Source organism: Shewanella indica, from assembly GCF_033842865.1.
GTDB lineage: Bacteria > Pseudomonadota > Gammaproteobacteria > Enterobacterales > Shewanellaceae > Shewanella > Shewanella indica.
In genome coordinates this window covers 3,828,598-3,843,667 of sequence record NZ_JAWXXR010000001.1, presented here as the reverse complement: position 1 = coordinate 3,843,667, position 15,070 = coordinate 3,828,598, and the positions used below count along the sequence as shown (strand labels likewise).

General features: G+C 55.7%; 14 protein-coding genes. 2 read left to right on the top strand and 12 right to left on the bottom strand.

From position 1 onward, the window contains the following. Nucleotides 1-67 precede the first annotated feature (67 nt). From hisIE to hisG, 8 genes are all read right to left on the bottom strand, one after another. Nucleotides 68-718 (bottom strand): bifunctional phosphoribosyl-AMP cyclohydrolase/phosphoribosyl-ATP diphosphatase HisIE, encoded by a 651-nt coding sequence (hisIE, locus tag SIL79_RS17260; protein WP_144361344.1) that lies wholly within the window; start codon nt 716-718, stop codon nt 68-70. 137 nt (nt 719-855) lie between these two features. Beyond that, the gene (gene hisF, locus SIL79_RS17255) at nt 856-1,629 is read right to left on the bottom strand and encodes an imidazole glycerol phosphate synthase subunit HisF (RefSeq protein WP_144361345.1); all 774 of its coding nucleotides are present in this window, start codon (nt 1,627-1,629) and stop codon (nt 856-858) included. After that, entirely contained in the window at nt 1,611-2,348 is a 738-nt protein-coding gene (gene hisA, locus SIL79_RS17250) for a 1-(5-phosphoribosyl)-5-[(5-phosphoribosylamino)methylideneamino]imidazole-4-carboxamide isomerase (protein ID WP_039033226.1), read from the bottom strand. Before hisA ends, hisF begins: the two co-directional genes overlap by 19 nt. Beyond that, complete coding sequence (gene hisH / locus SIL79_RS17245; protein WP_162206566.1) at nt 2,345-3,007, bottom strand: imidazole glycerol phosphate synthase subunit HisH; 663 nt, start codon at nt 3,005-3,007, stop codon at nt 2,345-2,347. The genes hisA and hisH overlap by 4 nt, the downstream gene beginning before the upstream one ends. Then, on the bottom strand, nt 3,007-4,074 hold the full coding sequence (hisB, locus tag SIL79_RS17240; RefSeq protein ID WP_039033224.1) for a bifunctional histidinol-phosphatase/imidazoleglycerol-phosphate dehydratase HisB: 1,068 nt from the start codon (nt 4,072-4,074) through the stop codon (nt 3,007-3,009). Before hisB ends, hisH begins: the two co-directional genes overlap by 1 nt. Nucleotides 4,075-4,117: 43 nt before the next feature. After that, the gene (gene hisC / locus SIL79_RS17235) at nt 4,118-5,221 is read right to left on the bottom strand and encodes a histidinol-phosphate transaminase (RefSeq protein WP_162206567.1); all 1,104 of its coding nucleotides are present in this window, start codon (nt 5,219-5,221) and stop codon (nt 4,118-4,120) included. A gap of 5 nt (nt 5,222-5,226) precedes the next feature. Beyond that, nucleotides 5,227-6,615 carry a histidinol dehydrogenase gene (gene hisD / locus SIL79_RS17230; RefSeq protein ID WP_319619682.1) on the bottom strand — a complete coding sequence of 463 codons (1,389 nt, stop codon included), beginning with the start codon at nt 6,613-6,615 and terminating at the stop codon, nt 5,227-5,229. A gap of 3 nt (nt 6,616-6,618) precedes the next feature. After that, nucleotides 6,619-7,515 carry an ATP phosphoribosyltransferase gene (gene hisG / locus SIL79_RS17225; protein ID WP_025011635.1) on the bottom strand — a complete coding sequence of 299 codons (897 nt, stop codon included), beginning with the start codon at nt 7,513-7,515 and terminating at the stop codon, nt 6,619-6,621. A gap of 572 nt (nt 7,516-8,087) precedes the next feature. Here hisG and SIL79_RS17220 point away from each other — a divergent pair. Next, nucleotides 8,088-10,028, top strand: coding sequence for an ATP-dependent DNA helicase (locus tag SIL79_RS17220; RefSeq protein ID WP_319619678.1), 1,941 nt, complete (start codon nt 8,088-8,090; stop codon nt 10,026-10,028). Between the two features lie 113 nt (nt 10,029-10,141). Here the strand turns inward: SIL79_RS17220 and hemB are convergent, their stop codons facing one another. The 4 genes from hemB to SIL79_RS17200 form a co-directional block, all read right to left on the bottom strand. After that, nucleotides 10,142-11,152: a porphobilinogen synthase gene (gene hemB / locus SIL79_RS17215; RefSeq protein WP_101056902.1), complete on the bottom strand. Its 1,011-nt coding sequence runs from the start codon at nt 11,150-11,152 to the stop codon at nt 10,142-10,144. A gap of 151 nt (nt 11,153-11,303) precedes the next feature. After that, nucleotides 11,304-11,738: a hypothetical protein gene (locus SIL79_RS17210; RefSeq protein ID WP_071476591.1), complete on the bottom strand. Its 435-nt coding sequence runs from the start codon at nt 11,736-11,738 to the stop codon at nt 11,304-11,306. A gap of 44 nt (nt 11,739-11,782) precedes the next feature. After that, complete coding sequence (locus SIL79_RS17205; protein ID WP_319619673.1) at nt 11,783-12,718, bottom strand: zinc dependent phospholipase C family protein; 936 nt, start codon at nt 12,716-12,718, stop codon at nt 11,783-11,785. Between the two features lie 160 nt (nt 12,719-12,878). Then, nucleotides 12,879-14,174, bottom strand: coding sequence for an MATE family efflux transporter (locus SIL79_RS17200; RefSeq protein ID WP_144361350.1), 1,296 nt, complete (start codon nt 14,172-14,174; stop codon nt 12,879-12,881). Nucleotides 14,175-14,343: 169 nt separating this feature from the next. Here SIL79_RS17200 and tsaB point away from each other — a divergent pair, with 169 nt between their 5' ends. Beyond that, nucleotides 14,344-15,060 carry a tRNA (adenosine(37)-N6)-threonylcarbamoyltransferase complex dimerization subunit type 1 TsaB gene (gene tsaB / locus SIL79_RS17195; protein WP_162206571.1) on the top strand — a complete coding sequence of 239 codons (717 nt, stop codon included), beginning with the start codon at nt 14,344-14,346 and terminating at the stop codon, nt 15,058-15,060. Nucleotides 15,061-15,070 lie beyond the last annotated feature (10 nt).

Below are 15,070 nucleotides of genomic sequence, written 5' to 3'. Positions count from 1 at the left end.
GCATTCATTCCCTTCGCTTTTGCCTTTATTGGTTGCTGCTTTACCACTTCCTTATGTTGGCTTTGTTCTACTCCTGTGCCGCTTTGGCCTGGGCGTGGCGTTTGGCCAGGTTGGCATGGATATCATCGAGGGACAGCTGCTGATCCTCCAGCAGTACCAAGAGGTGATAGAGGAGATCCGAGGCTTCATTCACCAACTCTTCGCGATCATGAGTGGCCGCCGCCAGCGCGGTTTCCAAACCCTCTTCGCCCACCTTCTGGGCAATGCGCTTGGTACCGCGCTGAAACAGCGAAGCGGTATAGCTCTCGTTGGGGTCTTCTTCCTTACGGGAGGCGATAAGGCTTTGCAGGCGATTGATAAAGGGGTGCACTTCGCCGCAGGCCGGATTATCCCAGCAGCTGTCAGTCCCCTTGTGGCAGGTGGGGCCTAAGGGGTTGGCCTGCAGCAGCAGGCTGTCGTTGTCACAGTCCACTCCTATGCTGACCAATTGCAGCAGATTGCCCGAGCTTTCGCCTTTGGTCCACAGCCGCTGTTTGCTGCGGCTGTAAAAGGTCACCAGGCCTTTGCTCAGGGTGACATCCAGGGCTTCGCGGTTCATATAACCCAGCATCAACACCTTGCCGCTGTGAAAGTCCTGCACTACGGCCGGCAGTAATCCCTGTTGTTTATCCCAGTCCAACTGTTTGAGCCAGTCGGCATTGTTTGTCTCGGTTGTCATATCAAATACCTGTATTGGGTTGTGGGGCATTAAGGAAGGTGCGAACAAGTCCCATGTGTGCTCTGCGCCGGCTTACGGGCCTGGATGCAAGGTGTGGTTCGCAGCCAATGGCCCTAGTCCTTTGCAAGAAGCCTTCCTTAGCTGCGAATGGCGACGCCGCTTTGCTTGAGAAAGGCTTTCAGCGCCTGGATCTCTATGATCCCCTTGTGAAATACGCTGGCGGCCAGTGCGGCATCGACCTTGGCCTTGGCGAAGACCTCGAGAAAGTGCGCCATGGTGCCGGCACCGCCGGAGGCGATAAGCGGCACATCGCAGACGGCTCTCACTTTGGCGAGCTGCTCGATATCATAACCCTGGCGCACCCCATCCTGGTTCATCACATTGAGGACGATTTCGCCGCAGCCCTGGCGCTGCACCTCTTCGACCCAATCCAAGGTGTGCCATTGGGTGTCGCGGGTCGCCGCTTCATCGCCGGTAAACTGTTTCACCTTATAGCTGTTGCCATTGGCATCGAAGAAAGAGTCGATACCCACCACTATGCACTGGCGGCCGAATTCATCCTGCAGCCTGCGAATAAGGCTGGGATCCGACAGTGCCGGTGAATTGATGGAGATCTTGTCGGCACCGAATGCCAGCAGCTCGCGTGCCTGGGCCAGGGTCTTGATGCCGCCGGCCACGCAGAAGGGGATGTCTATCTGCTGCGCCACCCGGCTGACCCAGGACTTATCCACCACCCGCGAGTGGGCGCTGGCGGTGATATCATAGAACACCAGTTCATCGGCGCCTTCGGCAGCATATCTGGCCGCCAGCGGCACGATATCGCCTATGGTTTCATGGTTACGAAACTGCACGCCTTTGACCACCTTACCGTCCCGTACATCGAGACAAGGGACTATACGTTTTGCCAGCATGCGATCGCCTCCTCTACGCTGAATTCGCCGGTTAGCAAGGCCTTGCCGATAATCAGGCCGCTGGCGCCGGAATCCCTGACTGCGGCGACATCATCCAGGCTGGCGATACCGCCGGAAGCCTGCCAGGCGATATCGGGAAAGGTCTGCGCCAACTCGCGGTACAGGGCCGTATTGGCCCCCGTCATGGTGCCATCACGGCTGATGTCGGTGACCAGGGCATGTTTAAGGCCCAAAGGGGCAAACTGGGCCACCAGAGATTCCAGGGTTTTACCACCGCCACTCTGCCAGCCGTGAACCGCCACTATTTTCTCGCCCGTGGCATTGATATTGACATCCAGCGCCAGACAGATGGCCTCCGGGCCGTATTGCTCGAGCCAGGCGCCAACCAGTTTGGGCTCACGCACCGCCAATGAACCTATCACTACCCGGGAAACCCCGGCCTTGAATAGTTCATCGAGCTGACGCTGACTGCGTACGCCGCCGCCCACTTGCAGTGGTGTATCCAGGGCGGCTGCGAGCGAAGCTATCAGGCTGCTCTGGCAGCGCTCAGGGTCTTTGGCGCCGGTCAAGTCCACCAGATGCAAGAGTGAAGCGCCCTGGGCCTGATAAGCGAGCAGTTGAGCCTCAGGTTGCAGATTGAAGCGGGTTTCCTGTTGGTAATCGCCCTGAAACAGGCGCACTACCTGACCTTCTATAAGATCGATTGCCGGTATAATCATGCTGCGGCTCCGTTAAAATCATCCTGGGTCAAAGTGAGAAAGTTAGCCAGGATAAGGCTGCCGATAGCGGCGCTCTTTTCCGGGTGAAACTGCACTCCCATAAAGTTGTCTTTGGCAATGGCGGCGCTGAAACGCTCGCCGTAACAGCATTCGGCTATGGTGGCCGCCGAAGGCGCGGCGCAAAAGGAATGAACAAAATAGCAGTAGCTGCCTTCATCGATACCGGTAAACAGCGGGTGCGCTTGGCCGTTTGCATCAAGTACGGGGCTCAGTTGATCCCAGCCCATATGCGGACTGGGCAACCCCTTACAGTCGATCTGGCGTATAGTGCCCGGGATCAGCCCAAGACACTGACATTCATCGGCATCCTCGCCACTTTCCTGCGAGCTGTCACACATGAGCTGCATACCGAGACACACTCCCAGCACCGGCTGTTTTAGCGCCTTGATAACAGGAATTAGCTGTTTTTCAGTGAGCGCCGCCATGGCGGCTCTGGCTGTGCCCACTCCGGGAAGCACCACTCTTTCGGCGCTGCGGATAACCTCGGCATCATCACTGATACAAACGTCGGCGCCGAGACGCTCGAAGGCATATTTCACCGAGCTCAAGTTGGCGCAGCCGGTATCTATTATCACTGTCTTGGCAACGGCTTGGGTCATTACAACACTCCCTTACTGGAAGGCAAGGCATCACCTTCAACCTTGATGGCCTGGCGCAGAGTGCGCCCCAGCACCTTGAACAGCGCTTCTACCTTGTGGTGGTCGTTGTCGCCCTCGCAGCCAAGGTGCAGGGTGCAGCGCAGGCCGTCGGCAAAGGAGCGAAAGAAGTGCGCTACCATCTCTGTGGCCAGCTCCCCGACCTTTTCCCGCTCAAATTCGGCGTTGAACTTGAGGAAGGGACGGCCGGAGAGATCCAGCAGGCAATCGCCACGGGCTTCATCCATGGGCAAGGAAAAGCCGAAACGGGCAATACCGCGTTTATCGCCCAGCGCCTGACGTAAAGCATCGCCCAGCGCCAGTGCAGTATCTTCCACACTGTGGTGATCATCTATCTCCAGATCGCCGTCAACCTTGACTGCCAGTTTGAAATTGCCGTGGGTGGCAATCTGATCCAGCATGTGATCGAAAAAGCCTATGCCGGTATTGATGTCGCTGTTGCCGGCGCGGTCGAGATCTACCTCAACCCGAATATCGGTCTCTTTGGTGGTGCGCACCACAGTTGCCTGGCGACCCCGGCTCAAGAGGGCATCACAGATATCGTCCCAGTTGAGCTTTTCCCTGTCATAGCGATAGCCGGTCAAGCCCATGGCCTCGGCCAGGGCAATATCGGTTTGCCGATCACCAATAACTGCCGAGCGGGTGAAATCCACCAGGCCCTGGGTCAGAAACGCTTTTACCAACCCGAGTTTGGGTTTGCGGCAACTGCAGTTTTCATCGTTGAAGTGAGGGCAAATCAACACCTCGCTGAAGTTGACCCCCTGGCTTGAAAAAATCTGCATCATCAGATTGTGGGGCGCATCGAAGTCCTCTTTCGGGAAGGAGGGGGTGCCCAGGCCATCCTGATTGGAGACCATCACCAAGCGGTAACCGGCGCTTTGCAGTTTGAGCAGCGCCGGAATAACGCCGGGTTCAAACACCAGCTTATCCAATCTGTCCACCTGTTTGTCGGTTTGCGGCTCTTCAATAAGGGTGCCGTCGCGATCGATAAAGAGTATTTTCTGGCTCATTGATGTTTCCTTGTGCCGGCCGCTGCCGGGCTGATTATTATCGTTATTGCACCTGGCTCAGGGCGGCGAGCAACCGCTCGGTATCTGAGTCATCGCTGAAACTGAAACGTATGGCGTCAACAAGACGCGGATCCCGGTAGCTGCGGGCGACTATGCCAAAGCGCTGCAACTGCTCACGCACCTTGGGGGCATCGGCGAAATACGCCAGCAGATAGTTGCCGCCACTTGGCAGTACCCGGGCTCCGAGTCTTTCCAGCGCCGCAGCCACTCTTTGTCCCTGGGTCTTGAGCTGCGCCACATCGGCCTGCATTCTGGCTATGCCCTCAGGGCTTAACGCCAAAGCCGCCAAGCGTGCCACAGGGACAGGTACCGGGTAGGGGGCCAGCACCTGTTTTACCATCTCGATAATGCCTTCATTGGCCAGCATAAAGCCGCAGCGGGCTCCGGCCAGGGCAAACGCCTTGGAGAGAGTGCGCAGTACGACCAGGTTGGGATACTCCTTGAGCAAAGCGGCGGCGCTCAGCTCGGGGCTGAATTCAATATAGGCTTCATCCACTACCACCAGCGTGTCTGGCATGGCCTCGAGCACCCGCAGGATTTCATCCCGGCTTACCCAGGTGCCAGTGGGGTTGTTGGGGTTGCAGATAAACAGCAGTTTGGCGCCTTGAGCCTGGGTTAACGCTTTGGGCAACTGAAAGTTGTCATCCAACGACAGCGCCTTGACCTCGACATTGAAGGTCGCGGCGCTGATGGCGTACATGCCGTAGGTGGGGCCAAACAGAGCGATACTGTCTGCCCCCGGGGTGCAAAAGGTGCGGATCAGCAACTCTATCGCTTCATCGGCGCCGCGGCTGCAGATGAGCTGCAAATCTGATACTCCGGCATAGGCGGCATAGGCGGCTATCACCTCTGGCGGCTGGCACTCGGGGTAGCGGTTAACCCGGTCGATATCCGTATGGTTGAAGGGAGACTCGTTGGCGTTGATCCAAACTTCCCCTTGGCCGCCAAGGCGCCTGGCGCTTTGATAGGGTTCGAGTGCCAAAAGCTCGGGGCGAGCCAGAGTGGCGGCAAGCTCGCGGCTTTGCCGGGTAACGGCAGCTGTAACCTTCTTGAGAGCCGCTGTGGGGCTATTGATGGCTGCAGGCATGGTTTTTATTCCTCCATACTCGCGGACGGCGCGCGCAATGGTGAAGTACTCTCGGACAAAGCACTTGGGGATGAAACACTCTCTGTTGAACCTTCGGGGCCGGATACCCCAAGAGAGGCCAGACGCAGGGCAACGGCATTGCTGTGAGCATCAAGCTGCTCTGCCTGGGCCAGGGTCATTACCGAGGGGCCCAAGGCGCACAGACCTTCGGCGCTCAGCTCCTGCACGGTAAAGCGGCGGCAGAAATCCGCCAGTGACAGGCTGGATACCGAGCGGCTGTAGCCGTAAGTGGGCAGCACATGGTTGGTGCCACTGGCGTAATCACCCACAGATTCCGGGGTGTAGGGGCCGAGAAACACAGAGCCGGCGGCGCGGATTTGTGCCAGCAGCGCTCTTGGGCTACGGGTCTGGATGATAAGGTGCTCGGGGCCATAGCGGTTGGAAACGGCTGCAGCCTTATCCAGTGAATCCAGCAGTAAAATACGGCTTTCGGCCAATGCCTGGCGGGCAATGTCGGCGCGGGGCAGGGCCGCAAGCTGCTTGTCCAGCTCTTGGATGACGGCTTTTGCCAGCGATTCACAGCTAGAGAGCAGTATCACCTGAGAGTCGGGACCGTGCTCGGCCTGTGACAGGAGATCGGCCGCCACAAAGGCTGGACTCGCAGTCTCATCGGCGATGACCAGCACTTCGGATGGCCCCGCCGGCATGTCGATACTGACTCGCGCCCTGTGATCCTGGGACAACTGGCGCTTGGCTTCGGTGACATAACGGTTGCCGGGGCCAAATATCTTGTCCACCGGCGCTATGGTTTCCGTGCCCAATGCCAGCGCGGCAATGGCCTGGGCGCCACCGGATTGGTAAATCTCTTCGATGCCGCATTCGCTGGCGGCGTAGATGATGGCGCTGTCTATCGGAGCCGGGCTTATCAAGACTCGGCGGCGACAACCTGCGATTCGGGCCGGCAGCGCCAGCATCAACACAGTGGAGATCAGCGGCGCGCTGCCGCCCGGTATGTAGAGGCCAACGCTGTCTATGGCCTCACTTCTGAGCTCACAGCGCACTCCGGCCTGGGTATTGATATCCAAAGCCTGAGGTTGCTGCGCGCTGTGGAACACATCTATGTTGGCCATGGCGGTCTTGATGGCGTCTTTGAGCTCAGGGCTAACGTCCTGGGCCGCGGCCTTTATCTGCGCCTGACTGAGGGCGATGTTCTCAAGGGGGATATCATCAAAACGCTCGCTGTACTCCCTGAGGGCTTGGTCACCCTTGGCGGCGACGGCCTCAATGATCTCGCTGACGCTCTGCTCAAGCGCTTTGCTGCTCACCAGGGAGGAGCGCTGGAGCGCGGCGGCCTGCTCGCTTTCGCTCAGTTTGTCCCATACCAGATACTGCATGCTTCACCCCATCATCTTTTCAATTGGCATTACCAGAATCGAGCTGGCACCGAGCTTGGTCAGCTCTTCCATTGTGTCCCAGAACAGATCTTCGGTGCTGACCGCGTGGATGGCGACCCGGTTGCTGTCATCGTTGAGCGGCAACACTGTGGGGTTCTCCGCGCCGGGCAGCAGGGCAACAATCTGCTCCAGGGTTTCAGTGGGAGCGTGCAGCAGGATATATTTGCTTTCACGGGCGCGGATGACGCCGTTGACCCGGCTCATCAGCTTGTCGATCAAGGCCTGTTTGGCCGGGGTTTGGGTTTGCTGTGATTGGATGACACAGGCCATAGAGCGAAAGATCACTTCGGTCTCGTACAAGCCATTGGCTTCCAGAGTAGCGCCGGTGGAAACCAGATCGCAGATCCCGTCGGCGAGTCCGGCGCGGGGAGCGACTTCTACTGAGCCCTTGAGCATACAGTCGCGATAACTTATGCCTTTATTTTGCATAAAACGGCGAAGCAGGTTGGGGTAGGAGGTGGCAATTCGCAAGCCTTCCAGTGAGGCGGCGTCCTGATAAGGGAACTCACTGGGTACCGCCAGCGATAAACGGCAGGCGCCGAAGTCCAGTTGTCTGAGTTTGTTGCAGGCCGAAGGTTTGCCCAGTGTCTGCCGTTCTATCTGCTCCTCTTCCAGCACATTCTCGCCAATGATCCCCAAATCGACCACGCCATCCATGACCAGGCCGGGAATGTCGTCATCACGCACCCGCAGCAGATCCAGTGGCATATTGTCGGCGTGGGCTATCAGACGCTGTTCGTTGACGGTGAATTTTACGCCGCAGTTTTTCAGCAGTTGTTGTGATTCTTTCGAAAGCCGGCCCGATTTCTGGATGGCGATGCGCAGTCGATTTGAAGTCATAGTGGTCATTCCTGTTGGTCAATTCAATCTTGGTTAAAAAACTCAAATCCGGAAACGAAAAACCCCCGGAATTCCTTCCAGGGGTTTTCAGATCTTATGAATCAACCGCCAGAAGGAATGAACCTTCGGCAGTCAGCTCCGAAGGCTACCGCTCGTGGTGGTGATGATGGATAGCGTTGCGAAGCTGTGTCATGTAATAAATCCTGTGATTTCACGCTGTAATTTAGCAGCGCATAAACATTCAATTCTGAGCCGATTCGGCTGGTGTGTTTTTAAGCTAATCCCTTTGGCAGGAATTTGCAACACCCAAAATCAAAAAATATCTGCTGCTTGAAAAGGATTCATCAAGGGAAGGGGCGAACAAGTCCCATGTGTGCTCTGCGTCGGCTTACGGTCCCGCTTGGGCATAAGTTTGCGAATCCTTAGCCTGAAGAGTTTGGTTTAAGTGGTTATGTTAACTATATCAATGCCAATTCTGTTGACTAGAGCGGCTTGGCGATAAGGTTTGTCCCTTGTATCCGTCACTCAAATAGCGATAATGCACGCCATACCCCAGGGCAAAATGGAGCACAATGCGTAATCGACTCGTCAGCGAAACGGCACTGGCCTTCGCCCCGGGCGGCCCTTTGGCCTCCAATATCAGGGGCTTCAAGCCCAGAGAACCGCAACTGGAGATGGCCCGCGAAGTGGCCCAGTTACTCCATGGCCCAAGCGGTGCTGCAGTGCCTTTGGTGCTCGAAGCCGGCACCGGGGTTGGCAAAACCTTCGGTTATCTGATCCCGGCGCTGCTCTCCGGTAAGCAGGTGATTGTCTCCACCGGCTCAAAGAACCTGCAAGAACAGCTGTTTTATAAAGATCTGCCGGCCTTGCTGCAGATGCTGGATCTGCAAGTTCGGGTGGCGCTGCTCAAAGGGCGCAACAATTATCTGTGTCAGTTATTGCTGGAGCAGCAGTTGGATGGTGCCCAGAGCCGCAGCCCGGAAGTGCTTGATGATCTGCTCAGGATAAATCAATGGGCCGCGGCCAGCACAGATGGCGATCTTGGCACGCTGGCCACGGTTTCCGAGCAGTCGCCGGCACTGGCGCTGGTGGCTTCTTCGAAAGAGCGCTGCACCGGCAAGCGCTGCGCCTTCTATGACAGCTGCTTTACCCGCAAGGCCAGACAGAAAAGCCTGGAAGCCAGGATTATCGTGGTTAACCATCATCTGTTTTTTGCCGACAGGATCCTCAAGGATACCGGCTTTGCCGAGTTATTGCCCGATGCCGATGCGGTGATTTTCGATGAGGCTCATCTGCTTGCCGATATCGCCGTAACCTACTTTGGGCGCCAGCTGTCGCTCGCGGCCATGCAGCGAGTGCTGGAGCGGGTGGAAGCGGTATATCAACAGGAACTCAGGGATACTTCACAACTGAGCGATCTCGCCAGGCGCTGCGGCTCCCGCCTGGCGGATTGGGCGCAGATGACCCAGGCTTCCGGGCAAAGCGACTGGCGTCCCTTGTTGGCCGATAAAGAACTTGCAAGGCAATGCTGGCAGCTGCTCGAAGAGTTTCGGGCGCTGGAGCGGGTGATGCTGGCCAATATCGGCCGCAGTGATGAACTGGATGATTGCCTGGAAAAATGGCTCGATTACTGCGGGCAGCTGCAGCAGTTTTTCAACTGTGAAGATCAAAGTGCGGCTTACAGCATAGAGCAGGGCAGTCGTCTGCCGACGCTGAGAATGGCGCCTATTGATGTTGCCAAGGCGTGTCAGGCGCTGTTTGAGGTGCAAACCCGTTGGCTATTTACCTCGGCAACGCTACAGGTGAATCGCAGCCTGAGCCATTTTTGCCGGACATTGGGACTTAAGGGGGCCAGGGAGCTTATTCTGGACAGCCCCTTTGACTATCGGCGCCAGGCAATTTTGTGTGTCCCCAGGGAGCTTGGGGATGTGCGCTCTGAAGGGGATTATCAGTTTCGGCGCCTGCTTGAGGTGTGTGAGCAGGCGATTAATGCGGCCAAGGGCCGAACCTTTATTTTGTTTACCAGTCACAGGATGCTCCAACGGGTGGCGCAGGCGCTTCATGGTCGCAGTCGTTATCCACTCCTGGTGCAAGGCAGCGCCGGTAAGCAGACCTTGCTGAAAAAGTTTCGTCAGCTGGGTAATGCCGTGCTGCTGGGCACCGGCAGTTTTTGGGAAGGTGTGGATGTGCGCGGCAAGTTACTCTCTTGCGTGATAATCGACAAACTGCCCTTTGTGTCTCCGGACGATAATCTCTATCGCGCCAGAGCCGCAGAGATCAACAAGCGACAGGGTGACCCCTTTGTGGAGTTGGCCTTGCCCCAGGCGGTGATAGCACTCAAGCAGGGTGTTGGACGGCTCATTCGTGACGAGAGCGACCGCGGTGTGCTAATTCTCTGTGATAATCGCATCGTCAATCGCAGCTATGGTCAGGCATTTCTCAACTCTTTGCCGCCCATGTACAGAACCCGCAATTTGCAATCTGCCTTGTCTTTTCTTGAATGTATAAATTGATTAAAAACAGTTGGATACTGTTATTGATAGTGTTTATCCAATTTTTGGGACAAATAAATTGATAGCAAAAAGGCGCCTACTTTCAGGCGCCTTTTTGCTCTCTGTACTAGCGATTAGCCGCGATCTGCGGCCAGCCAGGAAGCAAATTGCTTGGTGTAGTAGCTGACAATCAAGCTGGCACCGGCGCGTTTGAAGCCGACAAAGCTTTCGGTAACCACGGCCCTTTCGTCCAGAGCGCCGGCCAGAGCAGCGAACTTGATCCCGGCATATTCACCGCCCACATGATAAGCCGCCAAAGGTAACTCGGTACGCTCTCTCAATTGTGACAACACATCCAGATAAGGCGTACCTGGCTTAACCATCAGAATATCGGCGCCTTCCTCTTCATCGAGCAGGGCCTCCAACAGCGCTTGCCGGCCATTGGCGCTATCCAGTTGATAACCTTTACGATTGCCGCTGAGTTCACAATCTACCGCCGCCCGGAATGGGCCATAGAAAGAGGAAGCAAACTTGGCCGAGTGGGCCAAAATGGCGACATTTTCAAAACCGGCCGCATCCAGGCCCTCACGTATGGCCCGAATTTGGCCGTCCATCATGGCCGAAGGAGCCAGCATGTCGGCACCGGCGCGGGCAGCGCAGACAGACTGCTTGACCAGGTTTTCCACAGTCGCGTCATTACAGACTTCATTGTGCTCGACCACACCGCAGTGGCCGTGATCTGTGTACTCGCAGAAACAGATATCCGGGATCACCAGCATCTCGGGTGCTTCCTGCTTGATGGTGCGGATCATCCGAGCCAACAGGCCGTCATCGTTCCAGGTATCGCTGCCGATGGCATCTTTATGGTGTGAAATACCAAAGGGCATCACATAGCGAACCCCGAGGGCCTTCAGTTCACGGATCTCTGCTGCGAGCATGCTTTCGGGCAATCTGCTGATCCCGGGAAGGGTGCTGATGGCCACAGGCTCTGTAATGCCTTCTTCGATGAACAGTGGGTGCACCAGATCTGTCAGGGAAACTTGCTGCTCGCGAACCAGATCCCGCATGGCTTCTGAGCTGCGAAGACGGCGAAGACGACGAAGAGGTTTGGTGAAGCTGCCGTGACGGCAATGACTGTCTGACATGAGAGTTCCTTTACTGCTATGGCGGATGCGTGGTTGCCAAATACTGTCTCAAGACTCGGTAACCAGCACTAAGCTATTGAGGTTAAAGGGGCACAAGCGCCCAAGTGCGCCTAGGATACCCTTTGCAGGAAACGCGATACTATGACGGGGGTCACAGTTCACCCAGGCAGATGTTGGCAGGTGCAATACTGGTCTCACAGGGACTTGTGCCTTGTTGCCATTGCTGCTTGTCGAGCTTGGCGGTGCAGCCACTGTCTTCCATCAATGCCTGTTCACCATCTGCGCTGCACAGCAACAAGAGGGCATGATCTTCGATACGAAACAGGTGCAATTGGTATTGATTGAATGGTTCGAGCAGGGAGGCGTCATGGGCTGTGGCCAACGCCAATAAAGTTTGGCCGTCGAGATTGGCCGGATGATTTTCATAACGTATGGTGGCTTCGGCGGCGCTGGTTACCTTGGTCAGTGCCGGTGCCAGTTGTTGGTATTCCTGATCATGCCTGTCACCGAGTCCGCAGCCACCAAGTGTCGGTAGCAGCGCCAGCAGCAGGCAGACGATTGGGCCTTGATGGAAAATTGATTTCATCCTTGAATCCTTATCTATAAATAGTAGGTCGGTGCTAGTTCCTGTTAGGTCTGTTCCTGCCAAAACGCCAGCTCACCGGCGGCATTCCGCCCCGTGTCCAAATTCCAGTTTTTGATACTTTCCAGATAGGCGCTGTCTTGCTCAAGCACACCAGTGGCGATAAGTTGCCAAAAGTGTTTGACCTTTTCTCTGGCGCGCAGAAAAATCTCGTCATAATGCATCTCGCCCTCTGGGGTAGCTAGGATTAAATACGCTTTTTCGATCTGCTCCTGCTCCGGGTAGAGGACGGCGAACTTGACGCCCAGGTGGCGGGCAAACGGCAGCAGTCTGTTGCCTTCCTCGGCAATTTTGTCCACCACAGTGATAAAGCCTTTATGCCAGTCATTGATGGCTGGCGGGTTACTGGCCCATTCCTCGATATAAACATCTCTGAAGCAGTTGTCCCACAATTTCTCTATGACAGGATCCAGCTTCTGGCCTGTGGCATCGCAGCAGGCGGCAATGCCGGAGTCCAGGTGTTCGGACAGACCTATTGCCCCGAGATTGAGCTTGGGATAAATATATGCATCCTGATGCATTTCACAATGCCTGTGGGCATCGGCGTTGTCTTCGTAGGGGCCTACCTTCATCTCAATAACCGGATGGACAGTGACATCTGTGATCACATGGGCACAATAGCCCAGCAACCAGGCCAGGCCCTTGTCGCGTTCTTCCCCTTCACTGCATGCCAGATGACGAACGCAGGCCTTGAGCATTTCGCCGCTATGATGGTAATGCATCTTGTCGGCCCAGCTTTTGGCCTGTTGGCGATCATTGAGAGCAAGATAGGGATAATCCGGGCTGACCGCCCCAAGCTCGCAGTACTTGAAGTGTTTCAGTAAAGCGCGAATAGCGGCCTTGGGCATATGGGGAACAGCCTCGAGTTCAAGTGGCTGTCTGAGGCTGTTGACCATTGTGAGGTGTGCATAGGCGCCTGGCATTCCCTGGCCTCCAATCCTTTGCTATTGCGTGCTGTTCCTTGGGGTTAACCTTAGCCGCTTAAGGTGACAACGGCCATAGCCCGAAGCTACTATCAAGCACAATTTACTCACGAGTAAATCAGACTGGCCGCTTTCCTTGGTTGATACACGCAAACCTTCCTTAGGAAACGGCCGCTGAAGCCTGTGCTTTACTGCGGCGGATATGGCGCTCCACCAGAGCACCTATCAGGTACATCATCAAGTAACCGCAGCCGAGAGCGAGGATCACCGCCACCACATTGGCCGTCAATTGCCTGAGCAGGAAGAAAGCGCCTATTAGAGTAATGATGCCGGCCAGGCGGATCAGCAAACTGGCATTGAAGTAGCCTTCGGCCTTGATATAGGCCAGTTGATAACCGTTGAGCATCAGAAAGATGAAGAAAATGGCATAGTGCAACAGTACCGGGACGGCGCCGTGATACTGGGGCGGAAACAGCATTCTGAACAGGCTCTCGCCGCCCAGCAGCATGACAACAAAGAAACTGATGCTGACAATCAGCGCCAGCTTGTAGAGCCAGTGTTTGATGGCGCGGATCTGTTCATTGTCCCGGGCGCGAACACATACCGCCAATTCCGGCAATACGAAGCGGTAGATGGGGAATACAAACAGCAAGGTCATATAGGTAAATACCGGCCTGACCACCACTTGGAAATCCCCCAGCTCTTCGACGCTGAAATAACGTATGGTCAGCAGTACGGTAATATAGATCATCAGAATGCTGGAGCCTGCCTCGAGCGAGGCGGTGACACTGCGCTTCATAAAACTTTTCAGCGCCGGCTCCAGATTGACCTTGGCGAGCGGCGCGGTGGCGATTTGACGCCGCCTTCTCAGATACATAAAGGCCGCGATAATCAGAGACGATAGCGTCGTGGCGTAAAAGAGTGCCCCCAGCGGCGCCATACTCAGCCCGTAGTAACAGATGGCAAAGGCCAGCACCAAAGACAGCGGCTCCATCCAGGTTACCTTGTTGCTGATTTCATAGAGACGATACATGGCAACCAGGTTGGTAAAGTACACCTTGAGCCCCATGCTGACTATAATGCCCACCAGTTGCAGGTACTCCACATCTATGGCGAGTTTGTGCTTGATATAGGGCAGTATGATGCCCCAGGTCAGCAGCACTACAAGGATCAGCACATAGCGGAAAATATTGATGATATCCCTGTCGTTGCGGGTCTGGCTGTAAGACACCACCATAGACGAGCGAAAGCCTGTCATCAGGATCAGTGACAACGAGATGATATCGATAACCGTGTGGTAGATAGCCAGATCCGCCTTGGGAACCCAGCTTGCGAGCCAGACTTTAAAGGAAAACCCGATTGCTATGCTGATGAGCGTGGCCCAAATACCGGCGACAAAGGCACGTTTCAACCGCGAAACTGCGGTTTCATTGGAAGACTGAGAGAGGCTGGACATAACAGACGCTAACCGAAAAGGGGACTCTATATTAGTTGAGAACTGTTCTCATTGTCCATGATAAGGATCACAAGGGCAGATCCGGGCTTGGTTTCGGCGTATTTGATGGTATGATCCCGCCGCTATTAACTCGCCGAAGGCTATACCTTCGCTTATCAAGGTTTAAACCATGACATCGACTACACTTGCCAATTCTCCTGTTATTCTGGCTCTGGATACCTGTACCGAACTCTGCTCAGCGGCGCTGGCATGGCAAGGTGGCAGTATTGCCGAATCTGTCGATGCTCCCCGTGAACATAGCCAAAGATTGCTGCCTATGATAGAGAACTTGCTGAGCCAATCCGGGCTCAAGATGCGGGATATCGGCCTTATCGCCTATGGCCGAGGGCCAGGCAGTTTCACCGGTATCCGCATCTGCACCTCTATGACTCAAGGGCTGGCGCTGGGGCTGGATGTACCTGTAATCGGTATCTCTACCTTGGCCGCCATGGCGCAGCAAGCGATAACCGAACATGGTGCGCAGCAGGTGATTTGTGCCATAGATGCCCGCATGGGCGAAATCTATTGGGCGGCGTTTGAACAGGAATCCGGCCTGGCCAAACTGGTGGGCATAGAGCAAGTGAGCGCCCCTGAGACAATGACCTCGCCCTTTGCCAATGCGGATAAGGTGTATTGCTGTGGCACAGGGTTTGACGCCTACCCGGCACTGTTACAACATGCCGAGAACTTGACCTTGCTTGATGCGGTGAAATATCCTCAAGCCAGTGCTATGCTTGCTTTGGCAAGCCTTGGCTGGCAACAAGGACTGGCCACCTCGGTCGATGAGCTGGCGCCTGTGTACTTGCGAGATACAGTTGCCTGGAAAAAACTGCCGGGAAGGGAATAGGGCTTCAGGC

Excerpts from the sequence above, each read along its gene's own strand:
- hisB (WP_039033224.1), bottom strand. The coding sequence starts at position 4,074 with ATGAGCCAGAAAATACTCTTTATCGATCGCGACGGCACCCTTATTGAA.
- hisA (WP_039033226.1), bottom strand. The coding sequence starts at position 2,348 with ATGATTATACCGGCAATCGATCTTATAGAAGGTCAGGTAGTGCGCCTG.
- SIL79_RS17200 (WP_144361350.1), bottom strand. The coding sequence starts at position 14,174 with ATGTCCAGCCTCTCTCAGTCTTCCAATGAAACCGCAGTTTCGCGGTTG.
- hemB (WP_101056902.1), bottom strand. The coding sequence starts at position 11,152 with ATGTCAGACAGTCATTGCCGTCACGGCAGCTTCACCAAACCTCTTCGT.
- hisF (WP_144361345.1), bottom strand. The coding sequence starts at position 1,629 with ATGCTGGCAAAACGTATAGTCCCTTGTCTCGATGTACGGGACGGTAAG.
- hisD (WP_319619682.1), bottom strand. The coding sequence starts at position 6,615 with ATGCAGTATCTGGTATGGGACAAACTGAGCGAAAGCGAGCAGGCCGCC.
- SIL79_RS17205 (WP_319619673.1), bottom strand. The coding sequence starts at position 12,718 with ATGCCAGGCGCCTATGCACACCTCACAATGGTCAACAGCCTCAGACAG.
- hisH (WP_162206566.1), bottom strand. The coding sequence starts at position 3,007 with ATGACCCAAGCCGTTGCCAAGACAGTGATAATAGATACCGGCTGCGCC.
- SIL79_RS17220 (WP_319619678.1), top strand. The coding sequence starts at position 8,088 with ATGCGTAATCGACTCGTCAGCGAAACGGCACTGGCCTTCGCCCCGGGC.
- SIL79_RS17210 (WP_071476591.1), bottom strand. The coding sequence starts at position 11,738 with ATGAAATCAATTTTCCATCAAGGCCCAATCGTCTGCCTGCTGCTGGCG.
- tsaB (WP_162206571.1), top strand. The coding sequence starts at position 14,344 with ATGACATCGACTACACTTGCCAATTCTCCTGTTATTCTGGCTCTGGAT.
- hisIE (WP_144361344.1), bottom strand. The coding sequence starts at position 718 with ATGACAACCGAGACAAACAATGCCGACTGGCTCAAACAGTTGGACTGG.
- hisG (WP_025011635.1), bottom strand. The coding sequence starts at position 7,515 with ATGACTTCAAATCGACTGCGCATCGCCATCCAGAAATCGGGCCGGCTT.
- hisC (WP_162206567.1), bottom strand. The coding sequence starts at position 5,221 with ATGCCTGCAGCCATCAATAGCCCCACAGCGGCTCTCAAGAAGGTTACA.